This is a genomic window from Bariatricus sp. TF06-38A, from assembly GCF_027690675.1.
GTDB lineage: Bacteria > Bacillota > Clostridia > Lachnospirales > Lachnospiraceae > Allocoprococcus > Allocoprococcus comes.
The window spans coordinates 40,736-61,945 of record NZ_JAQFCE010000011.1; the positions used below are offsets into that span (position 1 = coordinate 40,736).

Genomic DNA, 21,210 nt, shown 5'->3' on the forward strand with positions numbered 1-21,210 from the left:
ATGAAATATGGCGATAAGATCATCTATATGGAAGGCGTAATCGTAGAGATCCATGATGGATGTGTTGGAATCGATTTGAAGGGACGATTAGGTTATCTGAAAATCCCGATGAGAATGCTGATTACGGATTATCCATTAGTGGTAGGACAGGAAGTTGGATGGAATATGAGTTTTGTCGAACAGCTTGGACCGGACGCCAATGAAAAATATGTTAGTAACCTGCAGACGTATCAGAGACGTCAGGAAGAAATGAAGTCTCATAAGAAGAATGATGAAGTGTAATTATATCAGGAGGAAATAGACATGAGTTTGACCGTTGTTAAAGGACTTCAGTCAGAAATCTTTGTTCCGGTAACTCCGCCGCCAGTATGGGCTCCGGTGAAAAAAGAACTGAAGGATATGACAATTGCCCTCGCCACAGCAGCAGGTGTGCACCACAAGGATCAGAAGAGATTCAACCTTGCCGGTGACTTTACCTGGAGAAAAATAACAGATAAAATGCCGTCAGATGAATTAATGGTATCTCACGGTGGATATGACAACAGTGATGTAAACAAAGACATCAACTGTATGTTCCCGATTGACCGTATCCATGAGCTTGCTAAAGAAGGATTTATCAAAGCATGTGCACCGGTACATGCCGGATTCATGGGTGGTGGCGGAAACCAGGAAAAATTCAAACATGAAACTGGTCCTGCCATTGCAAAGATGTTTGTAGAGGAAGGCGTAGACGCAGTTATCCTCACCGCTGGTTGAGGTACCTGCCACCGCTCTGCAGTTCTGGTGCAGAGAGCGATTGAAGCCGCAGGAATTCCTACAATTATTATTGCTGCGCTTCCGCCGGTTGTTCGTCAGACCGGTACCCCACGTGCGGTTGCTCCGCGTGTTCCTATGGGAGCTAACGCTGGTGAACCACACAACGTTGAGATGCAGACAGGCATCGTAAAAGCAACTCTGGAACAGCTTGTGAAGCTGGATACTCCAGGAAAAGTTGTTCCGCTGCCGTTTGAATATGTAGCGAAAGTATAATCAAATAGTAAAAAGGGGACATCCCCGGCAGGATTGGGGCGAAAGCTCTGATTTGCCGGAGATGTCCTTTTTATTTAACTGGATATTTTGATAAAATTTCCTGTTAGATAAAAGGTGCTATGTGCCTCAAATGTGCCAGGGCGCATTTGGGTTCAATTTAGAATTGAGGATGATTATATGGAGAAAGAAATAGATCTGCGCCGGCTTGTGATCAAAGCTTTCCATATTACTGAGGTGGAAGAAGGCGGAGAAAATAAAGTGACAGCATCTGGAAAGATGACGATCGAGAAGAAAATACTGGATGAAATTTTACCGAAATATCCACAGCTTTCCAAATTAGATGTACAGATTATAAGACCGGGAGAACATGACCGTTATACCAATACGATGATGGATATCATTCCGATATCGACCAAAGTACTTGGAAAGATTGGGGACGGGATTACGCATACACTCACCGGCGTTTATGTAATCCTTACCGGTGTAGATGAAAACGGAAAACAGGCACACGAATTTGGGTCCAGTGAAGGCAATCTGAAAGAGAAGCTGTATCTGAACCGTGCGGGTACTCCGGGGGATGATGATTATATTGTGGCATTTGATGTTGTTCTGAAACCTGGAATGGGACAGGAAAGAGAAGGTGTACTTGCAGCCCACCATGCCTGTGACGAGTTTATCCAGATTTTCCGGGAACAGATGAAGAAGTTCAGGGGCGATCTCTGCACAGAGAGACATGAGTACCATGATGTGGTTCGCCCAGGAAAAAAACGTGTTTTGATCGTAAAACAGGTTGCCGGACAGGGTGCGATGTACGATACTTCGTTATTTGCAAAAGAGCCTTCGGGAACTGAAAACGGTCGCTCGATCATTGATATGGGAAATATGCCGGTGATCGTTACACCAAACGAATATCGTGACGGAATTATCCGTTCTATGCAGTAGGAGGTGCGATTATGGGAATTGGACCATCGACAAAGGAAACATCACTACACCATTTCAGGGATCCTCTTCTTGATGTGGTATCATCGGATGAAGATCTGGATCTGATGGGAATCATAATTGTTGGAACGCCGGATGATAATACAGATAAATTGCTTGTTGGAACCCGTGCGGCAGTATGGGCGGAAGCTATGCGGGCAGACGGAGTTATCCTGTCGTCCGATGGATGGGGAAACAGTGACGTAGATTTCGCAAATACGGCTGAACAGATGGAAATCAGAGGAATTCCGGTAACCGGGCTGAAATTCAGTGGTACAGTTGGCCAGTTTGTTGTAGAAAATGATCATCTGGGAGAAATTCTGGATATCAATAAAAGTGAAGAGGGCATTGAGACAGATGTACTCGGAGAAAATAATGTGACGGAGCTGGATGCGAAAAAGGTTACTGCAATGCTGAAGCTGAAAATGCGGAAAAATGAGAAGCGTTAAGGCTTTGAAATTTGAAGAAAACTGTCAAAAGTAAAGCTGGCAGGGAAAGAAGATATAGAAAAGTCCTGTTGAGAATCCGGATTCGATATTCAGATTCTGACAGGACTTTTGCTGTTTAATTTTCTGCGGTATCTTCGATAATATGGTTACGGATGATCGCGCGGATACTTTCGTTAAGATATGGCTTCAATTCTTCAAACGACATCGGATCGTTGTCCAGAATCGTGCTGTATGAAGTAGAACTTGCAAGTTCTATGATCAGAAACAGCATAGTTTCCGGCGCACGAAGTTTGATTGTCGGATGATCCAGAAGGATATTACTAAAATATGCAAGAATTTCACCCTCATCATCCTGCATATTATTGGTGATAGCCTGTCTGAAAATGCCCCAGCTGAGATTCTTAGAGATAAATCTCAGAATCAGTTTATTTTTCTGCATGGCATTTAAAACGTAATCTACAATAAAAATAATCTTATCTTCGAATTCGGGGATGTCGGCTGTCTCCAGAGCTTTGTGTGCTCTCTGGAAAAGTCGGCTGGCTGTCCGTGCGATCAGCCGGTCGCGTATCTCGTATTTGTCTGCAAAATATAAATAGAATGTTCCCTTTGCAACTCCGGCCTTTTTTGCTATATCGCTGATTGATGTTTTCTCAATTCCCTGATTCAGAAATAAATCGTATGCGCTTTGAAAGAGAGCATCCATTTTCTGATGCTTGTTTTCATCTACTTTTCCCATGATTCATTCCTCTTTTCCTTTGAATTATCTTTATTATAAAATCAAAATGACTCAGAGTCAACTTTTTTGTAGAAAAATATTGACTTGTGGTCATTTTTGAGTTATAGTAAGTGCGAGCTAGAAAATGACCAGTAGTCAAAAAGAAGAAAGCATACCGACAGGAAAGTCAGTAGAGGCTTACAGGAGGTTTTTAAACATGAAGAACAGGGAATACAGAGTATTAGTTACACTTGCACTTATGGCATCGCTTGTAGTTGGAAATGTTGCAGGAACATCTGCAAATGTACAGGCGGCAGATAATAAAGATAAAAGCACAGAGACAAAGAAAACAAGCGAGACAAAAACAAGCAGCAGCGCAACACCTACAAAAGATGAGACTGTATATGTAAAAGTAGATGACGCAGGAAACCAGAAAGATGTTACGGTATCGGATCAGCTGAAAAATATTTCGAGCCTTGGAACCATTGATGATGTATCAGATCTGAAAGATATCAAGAATGTAAAAGGTGATGAAACCTTTTCTGAAAATAACGGTAAACTGGTATGGCAGGGAGATAAGAAAGATATCTGCTATCAGGGAACAACCACAAAGAAGATTCCTGTAGGAATGAAGGTTACTTATGAACTTGACGGAAAGAAAGTCAGCGCAGATGATCTGGAAGGAAAGAGTGGACACTTAAAGATTCATTATGAATATCAGAATACAAGTGCTGACAGCGGGAAATACACACCATTTTTGATGGCAACCGGGCTTCTGATGGATGGCGAGAAATTCTCAAATGTAACTGTTGACAATGGGAAAGTAATCTCAGATGGTGACAGAGATATCGTGATCGGAATGGGACTTCCACAGTTGAAAGAACAGCTTACATCAGTTAGCAGCAAGGTGGATGATCTGGATATCCCGGATTCCTTTACAGTAGAAGCAGATGTGACAGATTACGAAAAAGTAGAAGCCGTTACAGTTGCAACAAACGAAGTGTTCAATGAAGTAGGTACCGATAAATTTGACAGCCTGGATGAACTGAAGGATTCTATGACAGAACTTCAAGATGCATCGAACAAACTTGTCAGCGGCTCCGGAGAACTGAAAGAAGGACTGGATACACTGCTTTCTTCATCAGGAACATTGGCAAGTGGAGTAGATCAGCTGGCAAGCGGCGGAAAGGAACTGGCAAGTGGAACAGGAAGTCTGGTCAGTGGGGCAAACACATTGGCCGATGGAAGTAAGAGTCTTGCAAAAGGAACGAGTCAACTGGCAGATGGTACAGAAAGTTTGAAAACAGGGGCAGCACAGGTTGAGGCAGGAGCACAAAATGCCAGTGCGGGAGCAGCTAAACTTGAAAGCGGAGCAAAAGATCTGAATAATGGAATTGCACAAATGCAAAACCAGGTTGGTGCAGGTGTGGATTCTTTGAGCAGTGGTGCAGAACAACTGAATGGTGGAATTAAACAGGCTAAAGCCGGAGCAGAAAATCTGAAAAATGGAGCTGCAAGTGCTGCAGAAGGTGCGCAAAGTGTAAGTGGTGGAATTACACAGGCACAGACAGGAGCCAGCGGACTTGCGGACGGAGCGGCAAATCTTAAAAGTTCACTTGATCAGATTGCGGCAGGGAATGATAATTCAGCAATGATTGCAGCACTGACAAGTCTTCTTGAGTCAGCAACACCGGAGCAGCAGGCTGTACTGAATAATGTTATAAGTGGACTTCAAACACAGCAGCAAGCTGTGAACAGCGGAATTACCCAGGCATCAGCAGGTGCGAATGAACTTGCAGCAGGTGCGAAAAATTTATCTGATAACCTCAAAAGCATCGGATCCGGAGCAAGTCAGGTTGCTGCAGGATTACAAAATATACAAGGAGGAGCCGGCTCGTTAGAAGAGGCACTGGAACTTCTGGGAGCTGGAGCAACAGAGCTTCAAGGCGGTGTTGGAAGTATGAAGACTCAGCTTACAGCTGGAACAAAACAGCTCTTAGATGGAAGTGGAAATTTACTTGCAGGAACACAAGATCTGAATTCGGGACTCGGAACATTAAGTGCCGGAGCTTCACAAGTAAGTGCGGGAAGTGCTACTTTAAATACGAATATGAAGACAGCAAATGCCGGAGCACAGACTGTTGCAAATGGATCTGGTCAGCTTGCAGCAGGTGCACTTAAACTTGACAGCGGAGCTGCCGCACTTTCGACAGGTCTTAACACTCTTCAGAGCAACATAGCACCATTGATTTCCGGTGTTGAGAAACTTGATTCTGGCGCAGCCGAATTAAACAGTGGTATGATTCAGTTTAATGAAGAAGGAATTAAAAAGCTTGTAAGCGTATTTGATGGCGATATTGATGAACTTCTTAATAAAGCAAATGAACTTCTTGATGCATCTAAAGAATATAAGAACTTCTCTGGAATTGCAGATGGAATGGATGGAAGCGTGAAGTTTATTTTCGTGAGTGAAAAATAAAGTATAATAAAGAGCGGCTGGGAAATCATATAATCGATTTTCCAGCCGCTCTTTGAAAATATTCCTGTGAATGGAATTAATATCTCAGTTGAATCCCCTGCTCCTCAATCCAGTCTTCGAGTTCATCCTGGGAATCAGCGGCCCATTCGGAGTTGGAGCCTGCTTTGAATTCATCTTTCAGATCTTCCTGCACCAGCTCTTTTGAAAATACGGGTTTCTCGTCTGTACGGGGATCTTTCGGGTTATCTATCGGTCTTGAACTACTCATATTTTCACGTCTCCTTTACTTTTGGAAAGAAAAAACATGACCCCTCGAGGTCATGTCTTTTCTTTTTGGTATGTCATTGAGAGGTTTTTCCTCGTTGCATTGCAGTTTGCCTTATATACAAAGCTGGGGAATGCTCCTACAAAGAGGATGTATATATAAATTGGAGTTTTATCATTGCAAGATCATTCTTGGGGGAAACGACCGGCAACAATATAACTGCAATAACAACCAATGTTGTAGCTTAATCAAGTCTTTATTAAAAAGCGGTATCCTTGTGTTGGAAACCGCCCTTGGTTTAGCTCTCTGATTAAGTTGGTTACACTATATCACTTTATCACGGTAGTGTCAACAAGAAAATGGTAAATTTATGAATAAATTATGCACTAAAATCTGTACAAAGCGGTCAAGCGTAAGTCTACTGTAGATTAGCGGTACTGGATCAGTTCCTGGACAGGTTTACGTGCTGGTGCGGTCGGTTGGATGGCTGGATGACCGATCGCAATCAGGGCAGATACATTCAGAGTATCGTCAAGACCAAGTAGTTCTTTTACCTTTACCTCATCGAAAATACCCATGACAACCGAACCGATTCCGCATTCATGAGCAGCGAGCTGGAAGGTCTGCGCAGCGATACCGGCATCAAACATTTCCCATTTATCCTTTTTTGAGGTGGAATAAGCTCCGTCCTTTTCGTAACCGCTTTTCCCCGGAACGGAAGCGAGAACAACCAGTACCGGTGCACCAAGAATGATGCCTGTATTCCATTCAAATCCCATAACAGCTTCTCTGGCAATCCTGTCTTTGAGAGCTGTTTCTTCTATTATAATGTATCTTGCTGTCTGCGTATTCTTCCAGGATGGAGCGTAGGCACTTGCTCCTACGATTTTCTCAATCACTTCATGTGAGACAGGCTCCTCTGTAAATTTGCGGATCGTTCTTCTTGTTTTGATTGCATCTAATGTCTGCATAATATGCGTCCTCCTTTTATTCTATATAAGATGATGTGGGGAAAGATCGAAAGACAGGCTGCATTTAGCGAAGAAGCCTATGGATCTGGTACCCCGCTGAATATGAGAATATTATACTGCAAAAAGGGAATAAGAAAAATAGCACAAAAGGAGAAGATTTTTCAAGAAAATTTTGTATGAAAAAAAGTACAAAAAATAAAATAAAATGCTTGCAAAATGCAGAAACATCGGGTATACTAAAAAAGCTGTGACATGATAGCAAAGAAGCGCGAGGTTGCTGCCGAGAAGAATGGCAGGTTTTCCGTGGAGCGAATGTCAAGTTAGGAAACTGGCGACAAGTCACTGTACGAAATCATAACAGCTGCTGAGATGCAGTAACAACGTGTGAGTTTCTCACGACACACACGGGGAAGTGTACAGTCACCGCTTGTCGTACTGAGGTTTAAGTACGAAAAGGAGGCGACTTTTTTTATGGCAAGTCAAGTAATGAGAATCACATTGAAGGCATATGATCATCAGCTTGTAGATGCATCTGCCAAGAAAATTATCGAAACTGTAAAGAAAAATGGAGCAAAGGTTAGCGGACCGGTACCGCTTCCGACAAAGAAGGAAGTTGTAACAATCTTAAGAGCGGTTCACAAATACAAAGATTCCAGAGAACAGTTCGAACAGAGAACTCATAAGAGACTGATCGATATCATTGCACCGACACAGAAGACTGTAGATGCTCTGTCAAGACTGGAAATGCCAGCTGGTGTATACATCGATATCAAAATGAAGAACAAATAAGTTCTAATAAATTAAAACACAGTAGTTCCTAATATTTAGGATGAACACCCATAAGGGCGTTCCGCTGTAAATCACAGGAGGTAAAATAAAATGAAGAAAGCTATCTTAGCTACCAAAGTCGGAATGACTCAAATCTTCAACGAAGATGGAGTACTTACTCCGGTAACTGTTCTTCAGGCTGGACCATGTGTTGTAACACAGATCAAAACCGTTGAAAATGACGGATACAGCGCAGTTCAGGTTGGATTCGTTGACAAGAAAGACAAAATTGTTAACGTTGACAAGAACGGAAAGAAAGAAATCGTGCACAGACACGGTGTTACAAAGGCTGAAAAAGGACACTTTGATAAAGCTGGAGTAACAGGAAAGAGATTTGTAAAAGAATTCAAATTCGAGAACGCTGATGAATATCAGTTAGCTCAGGAAATTAAAGCAGATATCTTTGAAGCTGGCGACAAAGTAGACGCAACAGCAATTTCCAAAGGTAAAGGATTCCAGGGTGCTATCAAGAGACACAACCAGCACAGAGGACCTATGGCTCACGGTTCTAAGTTCCATCGTCATGCTGGTTCCAACGGTGCTGCATCTGACCCGAGTAAAGTATTCAAGGGCAAAAAGATGCCAGGACACATGGGAGCAAAGAAGATTACAATTCAGAACCTTGAAATCGTAAGAGTAGACGTTGAAAACAACCTTCTTCTGGTTAAGGGCGCAGTTCCGGGACCAAAGAAATCTCTTGTAACGATTAAAGAATCTGTAAAATCTATCTAAGATTGGCACTAGGAAAGGAGGAACATACAGATGGCAAACGTATCTGTTTACAATATCGAAGGTAAAGAAGTTGGAACAATCGACTTAAATGATGCTGTATTCGGTGTAGAAGTAAACGAACACCTTGTACACATGGCAGTTGTAAGCCAGCTTGCAAATAAACGTCAGGGAACACAGAAAGCGAAAACTCGTTCAGAAGTTTCCGGCGGCGGAAGAAAACCATGGAGACAGAAAGGTACCGGTCATGCAAGACAGGGATCTACAAGAGCTCCGCAGTGGACAGGCGGTGGAGTAGTATTCGCTCCGACACCGAGAGATTACTCTTTCAAACTTAACAAGAAAGAAAGAAGAGCAGCTCTCAAATCCGCTCTGACATCAAGAGTAGAAGAAAAGAAATTCATCGTTGTTGATGAAATTAACTTTGATGAAATCAAGACAAAGAAATTCCAGGATGTTCTTAATAACCTGTCAGTATCCAAAGCTCTCGTAGTTCTGGAAGACGGAAACAAGAATGCAGAACTTTCAGCTAGAAACATTGCTGATGTTAAAACTGCTAAGACAAACACAATCAATGTGTATGACATCCTGAAATACAATACAGTAATCGCAACTAAGGCTGCTGTACAGGCAATCGAGGAGGTGTACGCATAATGGCAAACATTCAGTATTATGATGTAATCCTTAAACCGGTAGTAACCGAAAAGACAATGGCTCTTATGGCTGACAAGAAATACACATTCCTTGTACACACAGAAGCTAATAAGACTCAGATCAAAGAAGCTGTAGAAAAAATGTTCCCAGGAACAAAAGTTGCTGGCGTTAACACAATCAACATGGACGGAAAGAACAAACGAGTTCGCGGAACCATGACATTCGGAAAAACAGCTAAGACAAAGAAAGCAATCGTTCAGCTGACAGAAGAATCAGCAGAGATCGAAATCTTCCAGGGACTGTAAGAAACTGGAACCTAAACGGTGCAAATCCGTGACAAAAATAACTAGCAAAATGCGAAAGGAGATAGAGTAATGGGAATTAAAACATACCGCCCATATACACCTTCCAGAAGACATATGACCGGCTCTGATTTCTCAGAAATCACAAAAACAACACCGGAGAAATCTTTAGTAGTTTCTCTGAGCAAGACTGCCGGACGTAACAATCAGGGTAAAATCACTGTTAGACACCGCGGAGGCGGAGTTAAGAGAAAATATAGAGTAATCGACTTCAAACGTAAAAAAGATGGAATTCCGGCAACTGTAATCGGAATCGAATACGATCCGAACAGAAGTGCTAACATCGCACTTATCTGCTACGCTGATGGAGAAAAAGCTTACATCATCGCACCAGAAGGACTTACAGACGGAATGAAAGTTATGAACGGACCAGAAGCAGAAGTAAGAGTAGGAAACTGCCTGCCGCTTTCAGCTATCCCGGTTGGTACACAGGTTCATAACATTGAGCTTCATCCTGGAAAGGGCGGACAGATGGTTCGTTCAGCAGGAAACAGCGCACAGCTCATGGCTAAAGAAGGAAAGTATGCAACACTTCGTCTTCCTTCAGGAGAAATGAGAATGGTTCCGATCGAATGCCGCGCATCAGTTGGTGTTGTTGGAAATGGCGATCACAACCTTGTAAACATTGGTAAAGCAGGACGTAAACGTCACATGGGTATCAGACCTACAGTTCGTGGTTCCGTTATGAACCCGAATGATCATCCGCATGGTGGTGGTGAAGGTAAGACTGGAATCGGTCGTCCGGGTCCGTGCACTCCTTGGGGTAAACCGGCACTTGGTCTTAAGACTCGTAAGAAAAACAAACAGTCTAACAAGCTGATCATCAGAAGAAAAGACGGTAGAGGAATCAAATAGTTAATTTTCAAGGAGGTTAGAACCTATGGCTCGTTCACTTAAAAAAGGACCATTCGCAGACGCAAGCCTGCTTAAGAAAGTGGAAGCAATGAACGCATCAGGAGACAAGGGTGTTATCAAAACATGGTCTCGTCGTTCTACAATCTTCCCGATTATGGTTGGACATACAATCGCAGTTCATGATGGAAGAAAACATGTTCCGGTATATGTAACAGAAGATATGGTTGGACATAAACTCGGAGAGTTCGTAGCAACCAGAACATACAGAGGACATGGAAAAGACGAAAAGAAATCGAAAGTTAGATAATATTTAACGTATTGAAAGGAGGTTTCATCCCATGGCAAAAGGACATAGAAGTCAAATTAAGAGAGAAAGAAATGCAAACAAGGACACCAGACCTTCAGCTAAGTTATCTTACGCCAGAGTTTCTGTTCAGAAAGCATGCTTCGTATTAGATGCCATCAGAGGTAAGGATGTAACAACAGCGCTTGGTATTTTAACATACAATCCAAGATACGCTTCAAGCATTATAAAGAAATTATTGGAATCAGCTATCGCAAATGCTGAGAATAACAACGGTATGAGTGTTGAAAACCTTTATATTGAGGAATGCTACGCAAATAAAGGACCAACAATGAAGAGAATCAGACCGAGAGCACAGGGCAGAGCTTACAGAATCGAAAAGAGAATGAGTCATATTACACTTGTGCTTAATGAAAGATAAGGAGGGCAATAATGGGACAGAAAGTTAATCCTCATGGCTTAAGAGTCGGTGTTATCAAAGACTGGGACTCTAAATGGTATGCAGAAAAAGATTTTGCTGACTATTTAGTAGAAGATCATAAAATCAGAAAATTTCTGAAGAATAAATTATACAGCGCAGGAGTTTCTAAGATTGAAATCGAAAGAGCTTCTGATCGTGTTAAGATCATCGTTTATACTGCTAAACCGGGTGTTGTAATCGGTAAAGGCGGTTCTGAGATCGAAAAAGTAAAAGCTGAACTTCAGAAAATGACAGATAAGAAAGTTATCGTTGACATCAAAGAAGTAAAAAGACCTGACAAAGATGCTCAGCTCGTTGCTGAAAACATCGCACAGCAGCTGGAAAATCGTATTTCCTTCCGTCGTGCAATGAAATCTTGCATGTCAAGAACTATGAAATCAGGAGCACTTGGTGTTAAGACATCCGTATCCGGACGTCTCGGCGGAGCTGATATGGCTCGTACAGAGTTCTACAGCGAAGGAACTATTCCGCTTCAGACACTGAGAGCAGACATTGACTATGGCTTCGCTGAAGCAGACACAACTTACGGAAAAGTTGGTGTTAAGGTATGGATTTACAAAGGCGAAGTACTTCCAACAAAGGCAGGTAAGGAAGGGAGCGATAAATAATGTTAATGCCAAAAAGAGTAAAACGTAGAAAACAGTTCCGTGGCTCCATGAAAGGTAAAGCATTAAGAGGAAACAAGATCACGAACGGTGAATATGGTCTTGTAGCAATGGAACCATGTTGGATCAGATCTAACCAGATTGAAGCTGCCCGTATCGCTATGACACGTTACATCAAACGTGGTGGTAAGGTTTGGATCAAGATCTTCCCTGATAAACCAGTAACAACGAAACCGGCTGAGACACGTATGGGTTCTGGAAAAGGAACTCTTGAATACTGGGTAGCTGTAGTTAAGCCAGGACGTGTAATGTTCGAACTTGCAGGAGTACCTGAAGAAGTTGCGAAAGAAGCATTACGTCTTGCTATGCACAAATTACCATGTAAATGTAAAATCGTTTCTCGTGCAGACTTAGAAGGCGGTGATAACAGTGAAAATTAAGACATTTGTAGAAGATTTAAAAGCAAAATCTGTTGCAGAATTAAATGAAGAATTAGTAGCTGCTAAAAAGGAACTCTTCAATCTGAGATTCCAGAACGCAACAAATCAGTTAGATAATACAAGCAGAATCAAAGAAGTAAGAAAGAATATCGCAAGAATCCAGACAGTGATCACAGAAAAAAGCCAGAATGCTTAATTAGGTGATATTCAGAAAGGAGTATAACCGTGGAAAGAAACCTGAGAAAAACGAGAGTTGGTAAGGTTGTAAGCAACAAGATGGACAAGACAATCGTCGTTGCAGTAGAAGACCATGTAAAACATCCGCTTTACAATAAGATCGTAAAAAGAACTTACAAACTGAAAGCGCATGATGAAAATAATGAATGCAATATTGGTGATAGAGTAAAAGTTATGGAGACAAGACCGTTATCTAAAGATAAGAGATGGAGACTTGTTGAAATCGTAGAAAAAGTTAAATAGTTTGACTTTGATAAAAGTATAAGGAGGTTTACCTGCATGATACAGCAAGAAAGCAGATTAAAAGTAGCAGATAATACAGGTGCTAAAGAATTACTCTGTATCCGTGTATTAGGCGGTTCTACAAGAAGATATGCAGCTATCGGTGATGTAATCGTTGCTTCGGTTAAAGATGCAACACCAGGCGGCGTTGTTAAAAAAGGTGATGTCGTTAAAGCTGTAGTTGTTCGTACTGTAAACAGCACTCGTCGTAAAGATGGATCATACATCAGATTCGATGAAAATGCTGCTGTTATTATTAAAGATGACAAAAACCCAAAAGGAACTCGTATTTTTGGACCTGTAGCCAGAGAACTTCGTGAGAAACAGTTTATGAAAATTGTTTCACTGGCTCCGGAAGTACTGTAAGGAGGTTCGAGTATGTCAACAATGAAGATCAAAAAAGGCGATACCGTTAAAGTTATCGCTGGAAAAGATAAAGACAAAGAAGGCAAAGTAATCGCAGTAGATCAGAAAAACGGTACAGTCCTGGTAGAAGGCGTTAACATGAGAACAAAACATGCTAAACCAAGCGCTTCTAATCCGGAAGGCGGAATCCTTCATCAGGAAGGACCGATCGATGCATCTAACGTAATGTATGTTCACAAGGGAAAAGCTACAAGAGTAGGCTTCAAACTTGATGGAGACAAAAAAGTACGTGTTGCAAAATCAACAGGCGAAGTAATTGATTAGTTCTAGGAAGGAGGTCAAAGGCTTTGAGTAGACTTAAAGAACAGTACCAGAACGAGATCATTGACGCAATGATCAAAAAATTTGGTTATAAGAATATTATGGAAGTGCCGAAGCTCGACAAGGTTGTTATCAACATGGGCGTTGGCGAAGCAAAAGACAATGCAAAAGCATTAGACTCAGCTGTAGCTGATATGGAAAAGATCACTGGACAGAAAGCAGTTCTGACCAGAGCTAAAAATTCAGTAGCTAACTTCAAAATCCGTGAAGGAATGGCTATCGGATGCAAAGTTACTTTAAGAGGAGAAAAGATGTATGAGTTCGTTGATCGTCTCATCAACCTTGCACTGCCTCGTGTACGTGACTTTAGAGGAGTTAATCCGAACGCATTCGACGGAAGAGGTAACTACGCTCTTGGTATCAAGGAGCAGCTTATCTTCCCAGAAATCGAATATGATAAAGTAGATAAGGTTAGAGGTATGGATGTTATCTTCGTAACAACTGCTAATACAGACGAAGAAGCACGTGAATTGTTAACACAGTTCAACATGCCATTCACAAAATAAGGAGGAAATTTTCATGGCAAAGACAGCAATGAAACTGAAACAGCAGCGCAAACAGAAATTCTCTACAAGAGAATATAATCGTTGCAGAATCTGTGGACGTCCACATGCATATTTAAGAAAATATGGAATCTGCCGTGTATGCTTCCGTGAACTGGCATACAAAGGTGAAATTCCGGGCGTAAAGAAAGCAAGTTGGTAGAAAAGGAGGATAATCCACAATGACTATGAGTGATCCAATTGCAGATATGCTTACAAGAATCCGTAACGCAAACACTGCAAAACATGATACAGTAGATGTTCCGGCTTCAAAGATGAAGATCGCTATCGCTGACATTCTCGTTAACGAAGGATACATCACAAAATATGACATCGTAGAAGAAGGAAACTTCAACACAATCCGCATCACATTAAAATATGGTGCAGATAAGAACGAAAAAGTTATTTCTGGAATCAAAAAGATTTCTAAACCAGGTCTTCGTGTTTACGCTGGTAAAGACGAACTTCCGAGAGTACTTGGAGGACTTGGAACTGCAATCATCTCTACAAACCAGGGCGTGATTACAGACAAAGAAGCCAGAAAGCTCGGCGTAGGCGGAGAAGTTCTTTGCTTCGTATGGTAATAACCAGATAAAATGGAGAAAACGAATGAAATCATATTTCCTGTGATTTCATTCGATACTCAATAAATTGCAACTGAAAACAGAGCAGCCATAAGGTGCTGTTCCGAAAATGTAAGTGTAGGAGGTAAAAGGTATGTCACGTATCGGAAGACATCCAGTAGCGATCCCGGCAGGCGTAACTGTTGAAATCGCAGAGAAGAATGTAGTGACTGTTAAAGGTCCTAAGGGAACTCTCGTAAGAGAACTTCCAGTTGAAATGGAAATCAAAAAAGAAGGCGAAGAAGTTATCGTAACAAGACCGAACGATCTCAAGAAGATGAAATCTCTTCATGGTCTTACAAGAACACTGATCAACAACATGGTAATCGGTGTTACTGAAGGATATGAAAAAGTTCTTGAAGTAAACGGTGTAGGTTACAGAGCTTCCAAATCAGGAAACAAATTAACATTGAATTTGGGATACTCTCACCCGGTTGAGATGGAAGATCCGGAAGGAATCGAAACTGTTCTTGACGGACAGAACAAAATCATCGTTAAGGGAATCAGTAAAGAAAAAGTTGGCCAGTACGCAGCTGAAATCAGAGATAAGAGAAGACCGGAACCTTATAAGGGCAAGGGAATCAAATATGCTGATGAAGTTATCAGACGTAAAGTTGGTAAAACTGGTAAAAAATAAGTAAGGAGAGTGTGAACAAATGGTTAGTAAGAAATCAAGAAGCGAAGTTCGTGTAAATAAACATAGAAAACTGCGTAACCGTTTCAGTGGTACAGCTGAAAGACCGCGTCTCGCTGTGTTTAGAAGTAATAATCATATGTATGCTCAGATTATTGACGATACAGTTGGAAACACTCTGGTTTCCGCTTCCACTCTTCAGAAAGATGTGAAAGCAGAACTGGAAAAAACCAACAACGTTGAAGCAGCAGCATACCTTGGAACAGTAATTGCAAAAAAAGCAATCGAGAAAGGTATCACTTCTGTTGTATTTGACAGAGGAGGATTTATCTATCACGGAAAAATCAAAGCATTAGCAGACGCAGCAAGAGAAGCTGGTTTGAATTTCTAGAAGGAGGACGGACACATGAAACAGGAACGTATTGATGCTAATCAGTTAGAACTTACCGAAAAAGTAGTATCAATCAAACGTGTTACCAAAGTTGTTAAGGGTGGTCGTAACATGAGATTCACAGCTTTAGTAGTTGTTGGCGACGGAAACGGCCATGTTGGTGCAGGTTTAGGAAAAGCAGCTGAAATTCCGGAAGCAATCCGCAAAGGAAAAGAAGATGCTATGAAGAAACTTATCAAAGTTACTTTAGATGAAAACGACAGTATTACACATGATTATATTGGAAAATTCGGAAGTGCTTCTGTACTTCTGAAAAAAGCTCCGGAAGGTACTGGTGTTATCGCAGGTGGACCGGCTCGTGCCGTAATCGAACTTGCAGGTATCAAGAACATCCGTACAAAATCTCTCGGATCTAACAACAAACAGAACGTAGTACTTGCTACTATCGAAGGTTTAAGTCAGCTGAAAGCTCCAGAAGACGTAGCTAAACTTCGCGGTAAAACTGTAGAAGAGATCTTAGGCTAGGGAGGAGATTACAATGGCAAATTTAAAAATCACATTAGTAAAATCAACAATCGGTGCTGTTCCGAAACACAGAAGAACAGTAGAAGCATTAGGCCTTAAGAAGGTTAATAAGACAGTTGTCCTTCCGGATAACGCTGCAACCAGAGGAATGGTTCAGCAGGTAAGACATCTGGTAAAAGTAGAAGAAGAAGCATAAATCTTAGATAGGAGGTGTCACAATGGACTTATCTAATTTAAGACCGGCTGACGGATCAAAACATAGCGATAATTTCAGAAGAGGTCGTGGACACGGCTCAGGAAATGGTAAGACTGCTGGTAAGGGACACAAAGGTCAGAAAGCTCGTTCTGGAGCTCCGAGACCAGGTTTCGAAGGTGGACAGATGCCATTATACAGACGTATTCCTAAGAGAGGTTTCACTTGCAGAAACTCTAAGGAAATCGTTGGAATCAATGTCAGTGCTCTTGAAGTATTTGACAACGATGCAGTAGTTTCTGTTGAAACTCTGATTGAAGCAGGAATCGTAAAACATGCCAGAGATGGTGTTAAAATTCTTGGAAATGGAGAGTTAACCAAAAAGCTTACTGTTCAGGCAAATGCATTCAGCGCAGGTGCTGTAGAAAAGATTGAAGCTGTTGGTGGAAAAGCAGAGGTGATCTAATGCTACAAACATTCCGTAAAGCATTTCAGATTGAAGACATACGGAGAAAAATATTGTATACCCTTGCAATGCTGTTTGTAGTAAGACTCGGATCTCAGCTTCCGACACCGGGAGTTGATCCGACCTATATTCAGAATTTCTTTGCGAACCAGACCGGTGATTCGTTTAACTTTTTTAACGCTTTCACCGGCGGTTCGTTTGAGACGATGTCCATCTTTGCATTGAGTATTACCCCGTATATCACATCTTCCATTATCATCCAGCTTCTTACAATTGCAATTCCAAAGCTTGAGGAAATGCAGAAAGAAGGGGAAGATGGAAGAAAGAAGCTTACCGCATTAACTCGTTATGTGACAGTTGTGCTTGCTCTGATTGAATCTACAGCTATGGCTGTTGGATTTGGACGTCAGGGACTTCTGGAAAAGTTCAATTTTGTAAATGCTACAATTGTAGTTCTTACATTAACTGCAGGATCTGCATTCCTTATGTGGATCGGGGAACGAATTACAGAAAAAGGAGTGGGAAATGGTATTTCTATTGTCCTGCTCATTAACATTTTATCACGCATTCCAAGTGATATGACCTCACTGTATGAGAAGTTCATCAGCGGCAAAGGTCTTGCCAGTGGAGGACTTGCAGCAATCATCATCATTGCAATCATTCTCGTACTTGTAGTATTTACGGTAATACTTCAGGATGCGGAGAGACGAATTCCGGTTCAGTATTCGCAGAAAGTACAGGGGAGAAAATCAGTAGGTGGACAGTCAACGAACATTCCGCTGAAGGTTAATACCGCCGGAGTAATTCCGGTTATTTTCGCTTCATCTATTATGCAGTTCCCGGTTGTAATTGCTTCATTTATGGGCAAGGGCAACGGAAAAGGCATCGGAAGTGAAATCCTCAGAGGCTTAAGTTCAGGAAACTGGTGTAATCCGAATAAGATTTACTATTCCTGGGGACTTATAGTATATATCGTACTTACGATTTTCTTTGCATATTTCTATACGAGCATTACTTTTAACCCGTTGGAAATTGCAAATAATATGAAAAAAAGCGGTGGATTTATCCCAGGTATCAGACCTGGAAAACCTACTGTGGACTACTTAAATAAGATATTAAATTATATTATCTTTATTGGTGCATGCGGACTTGTAATTGTACAGGTAATTCCGTTTGTGTTCAATGGTGTGTTTGGAGCGAATGTATCATTCGGTGGAACTTCTCTGATCATTATCATCGGTGTTGTTCTTGAGACACTCAAACAGATTGAGTCTCAGATGCTCGTTCGTAATTACACAGGATTTTTGAATGTCAAAGGAAAATCTATGAAAAATAGTTTTCTTGGATATTAAAACAATTGTAGCCCGTTGTCTTTTAGAGTATAATCAAAGACAACGGGCTCTTTTGCCATTATGACATTTGAAGGAGGAATAGTAAAATGAAAATCATTATGTTAGGTGCTCCTGGTGCAGGAAAAGGTACACAGGCAAAAAAAATTGCCGCTAAGTACGGAATTCCTCATATTTCAACAGGAGATATTTTCCGCGCAAATATTAAGAACGGAACTGAACTTGGAAAGAAAGCGAAGACTTATATGGATCAGGGACTTCTTGTTCCGGATGAATTGGTCGTAGATCTTGTAGTAGATCGTGTGAGTCAGGATGACTGTACGAAGGGATATGTACTGGACGGTTTCCCACGTACAATTCCACAGGCTGAGGCGCTTGATAAGGCACTGGAAGCGAAGGGACAGAAGATGGACTATGCAATCGATGTAGATGTTCCGGACGAGAATATTGTAAAGCGTATGGGTGGAAGACGCGCATGCGTAGGATGTGGCGCAACTTACCATCTTGTATATGCTGCACCGAAGAAAGACGGAATCTGTGATGTCTGCGGAGGAGAGCTGATCCTTCGTGATGATGACAAACCGGAGACAGTTGAAAAGAGGCTGCATGTATATCATGATCAGACACAGCCGCTGATCGATTATTATACAAAAGCGGGAATTCTGAAAAGCGTTGATGGAACAGTGGATATGGAAGATGTATTCGGAGCCATTGTTTCTATATTAGGAGAGTAACAGATGCCGATTACGATTAAATCAGAAAGAGAAATTGAACTGATGACAGAAGCCGGAAGGATTCTGGGGATCGTACATAAGGAACTGGAGAAGGCATTAAAACCAGGAATGAGTACACTGGATATCGATGCATTAGGTGAAGAAGTTATTCGCAGCTATGGCTGCGAACCTTCTTTTCTGAATTACAATGGATATCCGGCGTCTATCTGTGTTTCTGTAAATGATGAAATCGTTCATGGGATTCCGTCAGCAAAGCACCTCATAAAAGAAGGTGATATTGTGAGCCTGGACGCAGGAGTGATCTACAAAGGTTATCATTCTGATGCTGCAAGGACACATGCTGTCGGTGAGGTCAGACCGGATCTTCAGAAACTGATCGATGTAACGAGGGAAAGCTTCTTCGAAGGAATAAAGTTCGCAAAAGAAGGCAATCATCTATATGATATATCCCGAGCAATCGGTGATTATGCGGAAAGCTTTGGATACGGTGTTGTCAGGGAACTGTGCGGACATGGAATCGGGACCAGTCTTCATGAATCACCGGAGATTCCGAATTTCCAGATGCGAAGAAGAGGACCGAAGCTGAAAGCCGGAATGACACTGGCAATTGAGCCGATGGTCAATCTCGGAACAGAGCGGATTCGCTGGATGAGTGATAACTGGACGGTGGTGACGGCAGACAGAAAAGAATCAGCACATTATGAAAATACAATTCTGATCACAAAAGACGAACCGAAGATCCTGTCGATTGCAGATGGAAATGTATAACAGAACAGAGGAACAGAAAATGGATAGATGGGAAACAGGAATGCTTGCGAAATCTCTGGCCGGTCATGATAAAGATAAGGTATATGTGATCGTCGGACTGGATGAACAGTTTACATATCTTGCAGACGGGGAGAGGAAAACGCTTCAGAGTCCAAAGAAAAAGAAAAAGAAACATGTACAGCTCATTAGAGAACAGCATGAGATTTCCGAAGCGGATGATGTAAAGCTGAAACGGATATTAAAAGAATATAAGATGTCAGAAAAGAAGGAGGACAAATAAATGTCTAAAGCAGATGTAATTGAAATCGAAGGAACAGTAGTAGAAAAACTTCCGAATGCCATGTTTCAGGTAGAACTGGAAAATGGACATCAGGTACTTGCACATATCAGCGGAAAGCTGCGTATGAACTTTATCAAAATTTTACCGGGTGACAAAGTTACTCTGGAACTGTCACCATACGATTTATCTAAAGGAAGAATTATCTGGAGAGATAAATAAAATATTACTTGACAAAACCAAAATCCAGGTGATATAATTTTATGCGAACTGTGCGAGGGACTTTTTCTGCGCACAGGGGGAAAATGCAGACCAGGCAAGGTATGAAAGGAGGATTTGACGTGAAGGTTAGATCATCAGTAAAACCGATTTGCGAAAAATGCAAAGTTATCAAGAGAAAAGGAAGCGTCAGAATTATCTGCGAGAATCCGAAACATAAACAGCGTCAGGGATAGGTTCTGAACACTTAATGAAAGCAAGCCACAGGCGCAGCTTGGATTTAGTGAGAAGACCGCTCCCAAGCCTTAATGACGATGAGCTCTTAAGAGCGACAGAGGAACTTAGGTGCACGGAGCATATGAATGGACAGATTTATGTAAACTTAATTAGGCGGCTGATAGAGGATACGCCAGGGTGTGTGTAGAGCGTTATCCACTATTTAATATACATGAACACCACGGGCAAGTGGTTTCTAGTATATTGCTTAAAAACCGGCGGTCATTAGCCGAGAGATCGGTTGCCGGAAAGGATGCGGATACCGAACCGCATCTGGGCTGGGATATCGGACGTGTCTGAGGCATTGGATACATTTTGAAAAGTCCGGTAGGGCTCTTTTTGATAACGGGATGCCCGCAGCCTCATTATAGGACAATGTGAAACCAAAAAAAGAAAGAAAATGGAGGAAATCACAAATGGCTCGTATTGCAGGTGTAGATTTACCAAGAGACAAACGTGTAGAAATCGGATTGACTTATATCTATGGAATCGGAAGAACAAGTGCAACCCGTATTCTCGCAGAAGCAGGAGTTAATCCTGATACTCGCTGCAGAGATCTTACAGATGACGAAGTTAAAAAGATCAGTGCAGTGATCGATGAAACTCAGACAGTTGAAGGTGATCTTAGAAGAGAGATCGCTCTTAACATCAAGAGACTTCAGGAAATCGGATGCTATAGAGGAATCCGTCACAGAAAAGGACTTCCGGTTCGTGGTCAGAAGACAAAGACCAATGCAAGAACAAGAAAAGGTCCTAAGAGAACAGTAGCAAACAAGAAGAAATAATTTCGACAAATAATAAAA

37 protein-coding genes are annotated in these 21,210 nt (G+C 41.7%); 34 read left to right on the forward strand and 3 right to left on the reverse strand.

Annotated features, from left to right (window positions below):
* The 5 genes from PG418_RS09975 (at position 1) to PG418_RS09995 (ending at position 2,456) form a co-directional block, all read left to right on the forward strand.
* A complete protein-coding gene (locus PG418_RS09975) occupies positions 1 to 282 on the forward strand; it encodes a CBO2463/CBO2479 domain-containing protein (RefSeq protein ID WP_022220196.1) in 282 nt (93 codons plus the stop codon).
* 21 nt (positions 283 to 303) lie between these two features.
* Positions 304 to 756 (forward strand): glycine/sarcosine/betaine reductase selenoprotein B family protein, encoded by a 453-nt coding sequence (locus PG418_RS09980; RefSeq protein WP_022220195.1) that lies wholly within the window; start codon positions 304 to 306, stop codon positions 754 to 756.
* Positions 757 to 783: 27 nt separating this feature from the next.
* Positions 784 to 1,029, forward strand: a complete 246-nt coding sequence (locus PG418_RS09985) for a proline reductase (protein ID WP_008372503.1) — start codon at positions 784 to 786, stop codon at positions 1,027 to 1,029.
* Between the two features lie 177 nt (positions 1,030 to 1,206).
* Positions 1,207 to 1,971, forward strand: coding sequence for a proline reductase cluster protein PrdD (prdD, locus tag PG418_RS09990; protein ID WP_498837344.1), 765 nt, complete (start codon positions 1,207 to 1,209; stop codon positions 1,969 to 1,971).
* Positions 1,972 to 1,982: 11 nt separating this feature from the next.
* Positions 1,983 to 2,456, forward strand: a complete 474-nt coding sequence (locus PG418_RS09995) for a glycine/sarcosine/betaine reductase component B subunit (protein ID WP_055158009.1) — start codon at positions 1,983 to 1,985, stop codon at positions 2,454 to 2,456.
* Between the two features lie 115 nt (positions 2,457 to 2,571).
* On the opposite strand, the gene PG418_RS10000 is transcribed toward PG418_RS09995, so the two are convergent.
* A complete protein-coding gene (locus PG418_RS10000; protein WP_008372509.1) occupies positions 2,572 to 3,192 on the reverse strand; it encodes a TetR/AcrR family transcriptional regulator in 621 nt (206 codons plus the stop codon).
* 196 nt (positions 3,193 to 3,388) lie between these two features.
* On the opposite strand from PG418_RS10000, the gene PG418_RS10005 reads away from it, so the two are divergent.
* The gene (locus tag PG418_RS10005; RefSeq protein WP_498837345.1) at positions 3,389 to 5,650 is read left to right on the forward strand and encodes a methyl-accepting chemotaxis protein; all 2,262 of its coding nucleotides are present in this window, start codon (positions 3,389 to 3,391) and stop codon (positions 5,648 to 5,650) included.
* A gap of 76 nt (positions 5,651 to 5,726) precedes the next feature.
* Here PG418_RS10005 and PG418_RS10010 read toward each other — a convergent pair whose 3' ends face one another.
* The gene (locus tag PG418_RS10010) at positions 5,727 to 5,918 is read right to left on the reverse strand and encodes a hypothetical protein (protein WP_008372514.1); all 192 of its coding nucleotides are present in this window, start codon (positions 5,916 to 5,918) and stop codon (positions 5,727 to 5,729) included.
* Positions 5,919 to 6,343: 425 nt separating this feature from the next.
* Positions 6,344 to 6,886: a nitroreductase family protein gene (locus PG418_RS10015; protein ID WP_195367877.1), complete on the reverse strand. Its 543-nt coding sequence runs from the start codon at positions 6,884 to 6,886 to the stop codon at positions 6,344 to 6,346.
* A 471-nt stretch (positions 6,887 to 7,357) separates the two neighbouring features.
* Here PG418_RS10015 and rpsJ point away from each other — a divergent pair, with 471 nt between their 5' ends.
* The 28 genes from rpsJ (at position 7,358) to rpsM (ending at position 21,192) form a co-directional block, all read left to right on the forward strand.
* Positions 7,358 to 7,675 (forward strand): 30S ribosomal protein S10, encoded by a 318-nt coding sequence (rpsJ, locus tag PG418_RS10020; RefSeq protein ID WP_008372521.1) that lies wholly within the window; start codon positions 7,358 to 7,360, stop codon positions 7,673 to 7,675.
* Between the two features lie 90 nt (positions 7,676 to 7,765).
* The gene (gene rplC / locus PG418_RS10025) at positions 7,766 to 8,446 is read left to right on the forward strand and encodes a 50S ribosomal protein L3 (protein ID WP_008372522.1); all 681 of its coding nucleotides are present in this window, start codon (positions 7,766 to 7,768) and stop codon (positions 8,444 to 8,446) included.
* A 30-nt stretch (positions 8,447 to 8,476) separates the two neighbouring features.
* On the forward strand, positions 8,477 to 9,097 hold the full coding sequence (gene rplD / locus PG418_RS10030) for a 50S ribosomal protein L4 (RefSeq protein ID WP_008372524.1): 621 nt from the start codon (positions 8,477 to 8,479) through the stop codon (positions 9,095 to 9,097).
* The gene (gene rplW / locus PG418_RS10035) at positions 9,097 to 9,402 is read left to right on the forward strand and encodes a 50S ribosomal protein L23 (protein ID WP_008372525.1); all 306 of its coding nucleotides are present in this window, start codon (positions 9,097 to 9,099) and stop codon (positions 9,400 to 9,402) included. Before rplD ends, rplW begins: the two co-directional genes overlap by 1 nt.
* Before the next feature lie 69 nt (positions 9,403 to 9,471).
* Positions 9,472 to 10,314: a 50S ribosomal protein L2 gene (rplB, locus tag PG418_RS10040; protein WP_055261675.1), complete on the forward strand. Its 843-nt coding sequence runs from the start codon at positions 9,472 to 9,474 to the stop codon at positions 10,312 to 10,314.
* A 25-nt stretch (positions 10,315 to 10,339) separates the two neighbouring features.
* The gene (gene rpsS / locus PG418_RS10045) at positions 10,340 to 10,621 is read left to right on the forward strand and encodes a 30S ribosomal protein S19 (protein ID WP_008372528.1); all 282 of its coding nucleotides are present in this window, start codon (positions 10,340 to 10,342) and stop codon (positions 10,619 to 10,621) included.
* A 31-nt stretch (positions 10,622 to 10,652) separates the two neighbouring features.
* Complete coding sequence (rplV, locus tag PG418_RS10050; RefSeq protein WP_008372530.1) at positions 10,653 to 11,039, forward strand: 50S ribosomal protein L22; 387 nt, start codon at positions 10,653 to 10,655, stop codon at positions 11,037 to 11,039.
* An 11-nt stretch (positions 11,040 to 11,050) separates the two neighbouring features.
* Complete coding sequence (rpsC, locus tag PG418_RS10055) at positions 11,051 to 11,707, forward strand: 30S ribosomal protein S3 (RefSeq protein WP_008372532.1); 657 nt, start codon at positions 11,051 to 11,053, stop codon at positions 11,705 to 11,707.
* Positions 11,707 to 12,144, forward strand: a complete 438-nt coding sequence (gene rplP / locus PG418_RS10060) for a 50S ribosomal protein L16 (protein ID WP_008372535.1) — start codon at positions 11,707 to 11,709, stop codon at positions 12,142 to 12,144. The genes rpsC and rplP overlap by 1 nt, the downstream gene beginning before the upstream one ends.
* Positions 12,134 to 12,340 carry a 50S ribosomal protein L29 gene (rpmC, locus tag PG418_RS10065; protein ID WP_008372537.1) on the forward strand — a complete coding sequence of 69 codons (207 nt, stop codon included), beginning with the start codon at positions 12,134 to 12,136 and terminating at the stop codon, positions 12,338 to 12,340. Before rplP ends, rpmC begins: the two co-directional genes overlap by 11 nt.
* A 29-nt stretch (positions 12,341 to 12,369) precedes the next feature.
* The gene (rpsQ, locus tag PG418_RS10070) at positions 12,370 to 12,624 is read left to right on the forward strand and encodes a 30S ribosomal protein S17 (RefSeq protein WP_022220191.1); all 255 of its coding nucleotides are present in this window, start codon (positions 12,370 to 12,372) and stop codon (positions 12,622 to 12,624) included.
* Positions 12,625 to 12,660: 36 nt separating this feature from the next.
* On the forward strand, positions 12,661 to 13,029 hold the full coding sequence (gene rplN / locus PG418_RS10075) for a 50S ribosomal protein L14 (RefSeq protein ID WP_008372541.1): 369 nt from the start codon (positions 12,661 to 12,663) through the stop codon (positions 13,027 to 13,029).
* Positions 13,030 to 13,041: 12 nt separating this feature from the next.
* A complete protein-coding gene (gene rplX / locus PG418_RS10080) occupies positions 13,042 to 13,353 on the forward strand; it encodes a 50S ribosomal protein L24 (protein ID WP_022220190.1) in 312 nt (103 codons plus the stop codon).
* A 23-nt stretch (positions 13,354 to 13,376) separates the two neighbouring features.
* A complete protein-coding gene (rplE, locus tag PG418_RS10085) occupies positions 13,377 to 13,916 on the forward strand; it encodes a 50S ribosomal protein L5 (RefSeq protein ID WP_008372545.1) in 540 nt (179 codons plus the stop codon).
* A gap of 13 nt (positions 13,917 to 13,929) precedes the next feature.
* Positions 13,930 to 14,115 carry a type Z 30S ribosomal protein S14 gene (locus PG418_RS10090; RefSeq protein WP_008372546.1) on the forward strand — a complete coding sequence of 62 codons (186 nt, stop codon included), beginning with the start codon at positions 13,930 to 13,932 and terminating at the stop codon, positions 14,113 to 14,115.
* 19 nt (positions 14,116 to 14,134) lie between these two features.
* Positions 14,135 to 14,536: a 30S ribosomal protein S8 gene (gene rpsH / locus PG418_RS10095; protein WP_008372548.1), complete on the forward strand. Its 402-nt coding sequence runs from the start codon at positions 14,135 to 14,137 to the stop codon at positions 14,534 to 14,536.
* Positions 14,537 to 14,669: 133 nt separating this feature from the next.
* Positions 14,670 to 15,212: a 50S ribosomal protein L6 gene (rplF, locus tag PG418_RS10100; protein ID WP_008372550.1), complete on the forward strand. Its 543-nt coding sequence runs from the start codon at positions 14,670 to 14,672 to the stop codon at positions 15,210 to 15,212.
* A gap of 19 nt (positions 15,213 to 15,231) precedes the next feature.
* Positions 15,232 to 15,600, forward strand: coding sequence for a 50S ribosomal protein L18 (rplR, locus tag PG418_RS10105; RefSeq protein WP_008372552.1), 369 nt, complete (start codon positions 15,232 to 15,234; stop codon positions 15,598 to 15,600).
* A gap of 15 nt (positions 15,601 to 15,615) precedes the next feature.
* Positions 15,616 to 16,125: a 30S ribosomal protein S5 gene (rpsE, locus tag PG418_RS10110; protein ID WP_008372554.1), complete on the forward strand. Its 510-nt coding sequence runs from the start codon at positions 15,616 to 15,618 to the stop codon at positions 16,123 to 16,125.
* A gap of 13 nt (positions 16,126 to 16,138) precedes the next feature.
* On the forward strand, positions 16,139 to 16,321 hold the full coding sequence (gene rpmD / locus PG418_RS10115; RefSeq protein WP_008372557.1) for a 50S ribosomal protein L30: 183 nt from the start codon (positions 16,139 to 16,141) through the stop codon (positions 16,319 to 16,321).
* 22 nt (positions 16,322 to 16,343) lie between these two features.
* On the forward strand, positions 16,344 to 16,784 hold the full coding sequence (gene rplO / locus PG418_RS10120; protein WP_008372558.1) for a 50S ribosomal protein L15: 441 nt from the start codon (positions 16,344 to 16,346) through the stop codon (positions 16,782 to 16,784).
* Positions 16,784 to 18,136: a preprotein translocase subunit SecY gene (secY, locus tag PG418_RS10125; protein WP_022220189.1), complete on the forward strand. Its 1,353-nt coding sequence runs from the start codon at positions 16,784 to 16,786 to the stop codon at positions 18,134 to 18,136. The genes rplO and secY overlap by 1 nt, the downstream gene beginning before the upstream one ends.
* Before the next feature lie 86 nt (positions 18,137 to 18,222).
* Entirely contained in the window at positions 18,223 to 18,867 is a 645-nt protein-coding gene (locus PG418_RS10130; RefSeq protein ID WP_022220188.1) for an adenylate kinase, read from the forward strand.
* Positions 18,868 to 18,870: 3 nt separating this feature from the next.
* The gene (gene map, locus PG418_RS10135) at positions 18,871 to 19,635 is read left to right on the forward strand and encodes a type I methionyl aminopeptidase (protein WP_173685588.1); all 765 of its coding nucleotides are present in this window, start codon (positions 18,871 to 18,873) and stop codon (positions 19,633 to 19,635) included.
* Between the two features lie 19 nt (positions 19,636 to 19,654).
* Complete coding sequence (locus PG418_RS10140) at positions 19,655 to 19,915, forward strand: KOW domain-containing RNA-binding protein (RefSeq protein WP_055157816.1); 261 nt, start codon at positions 19,655 to 19,657, stop codon at positions 19,913 to 19,915.
* A complete protein-coding gene (gene infA / locus PG418_RS10145) occupies positions 19,916 to 20,134 on the forward strand; it encodes a translation initiation factor IF-1 (RefSeq protein WP_004607275.1) in 219 nt (72 codons plus the stop codon). It abuts the gene before it with no gap.
* 119 nt (positions 20,135 to 20,253) lie between these two features.
* The gene (rpmJ, locus tag PG418_RS10150) at positions 20,254 to 20,367 is read left to right on the forward strand and encodes a 50S ribosomal protein L36 (protein ID WP_005339020.1); all 114 of its coding nucleotides are present in this window, start codon (positions 20,254 to 20,256) and stop codon (positions 20,365 to 20,367) included.
* 456 nt (positions 20,368 to 20,823) lie between these two features.
* Positions 20,824 to 21,192, forward strand: a complete 369-nt coding sequence (gene rpsM, locus PG418_RS10155; RefSeq protein WP_022220186.1) for a 30S ribosomal protein S13 — start codon at positions 20,824 to 20,826, stop codon at positions 21,190 to 21,192.
* Positions 21,193 to 21,210: the final 18 nt, after the last annotated feature.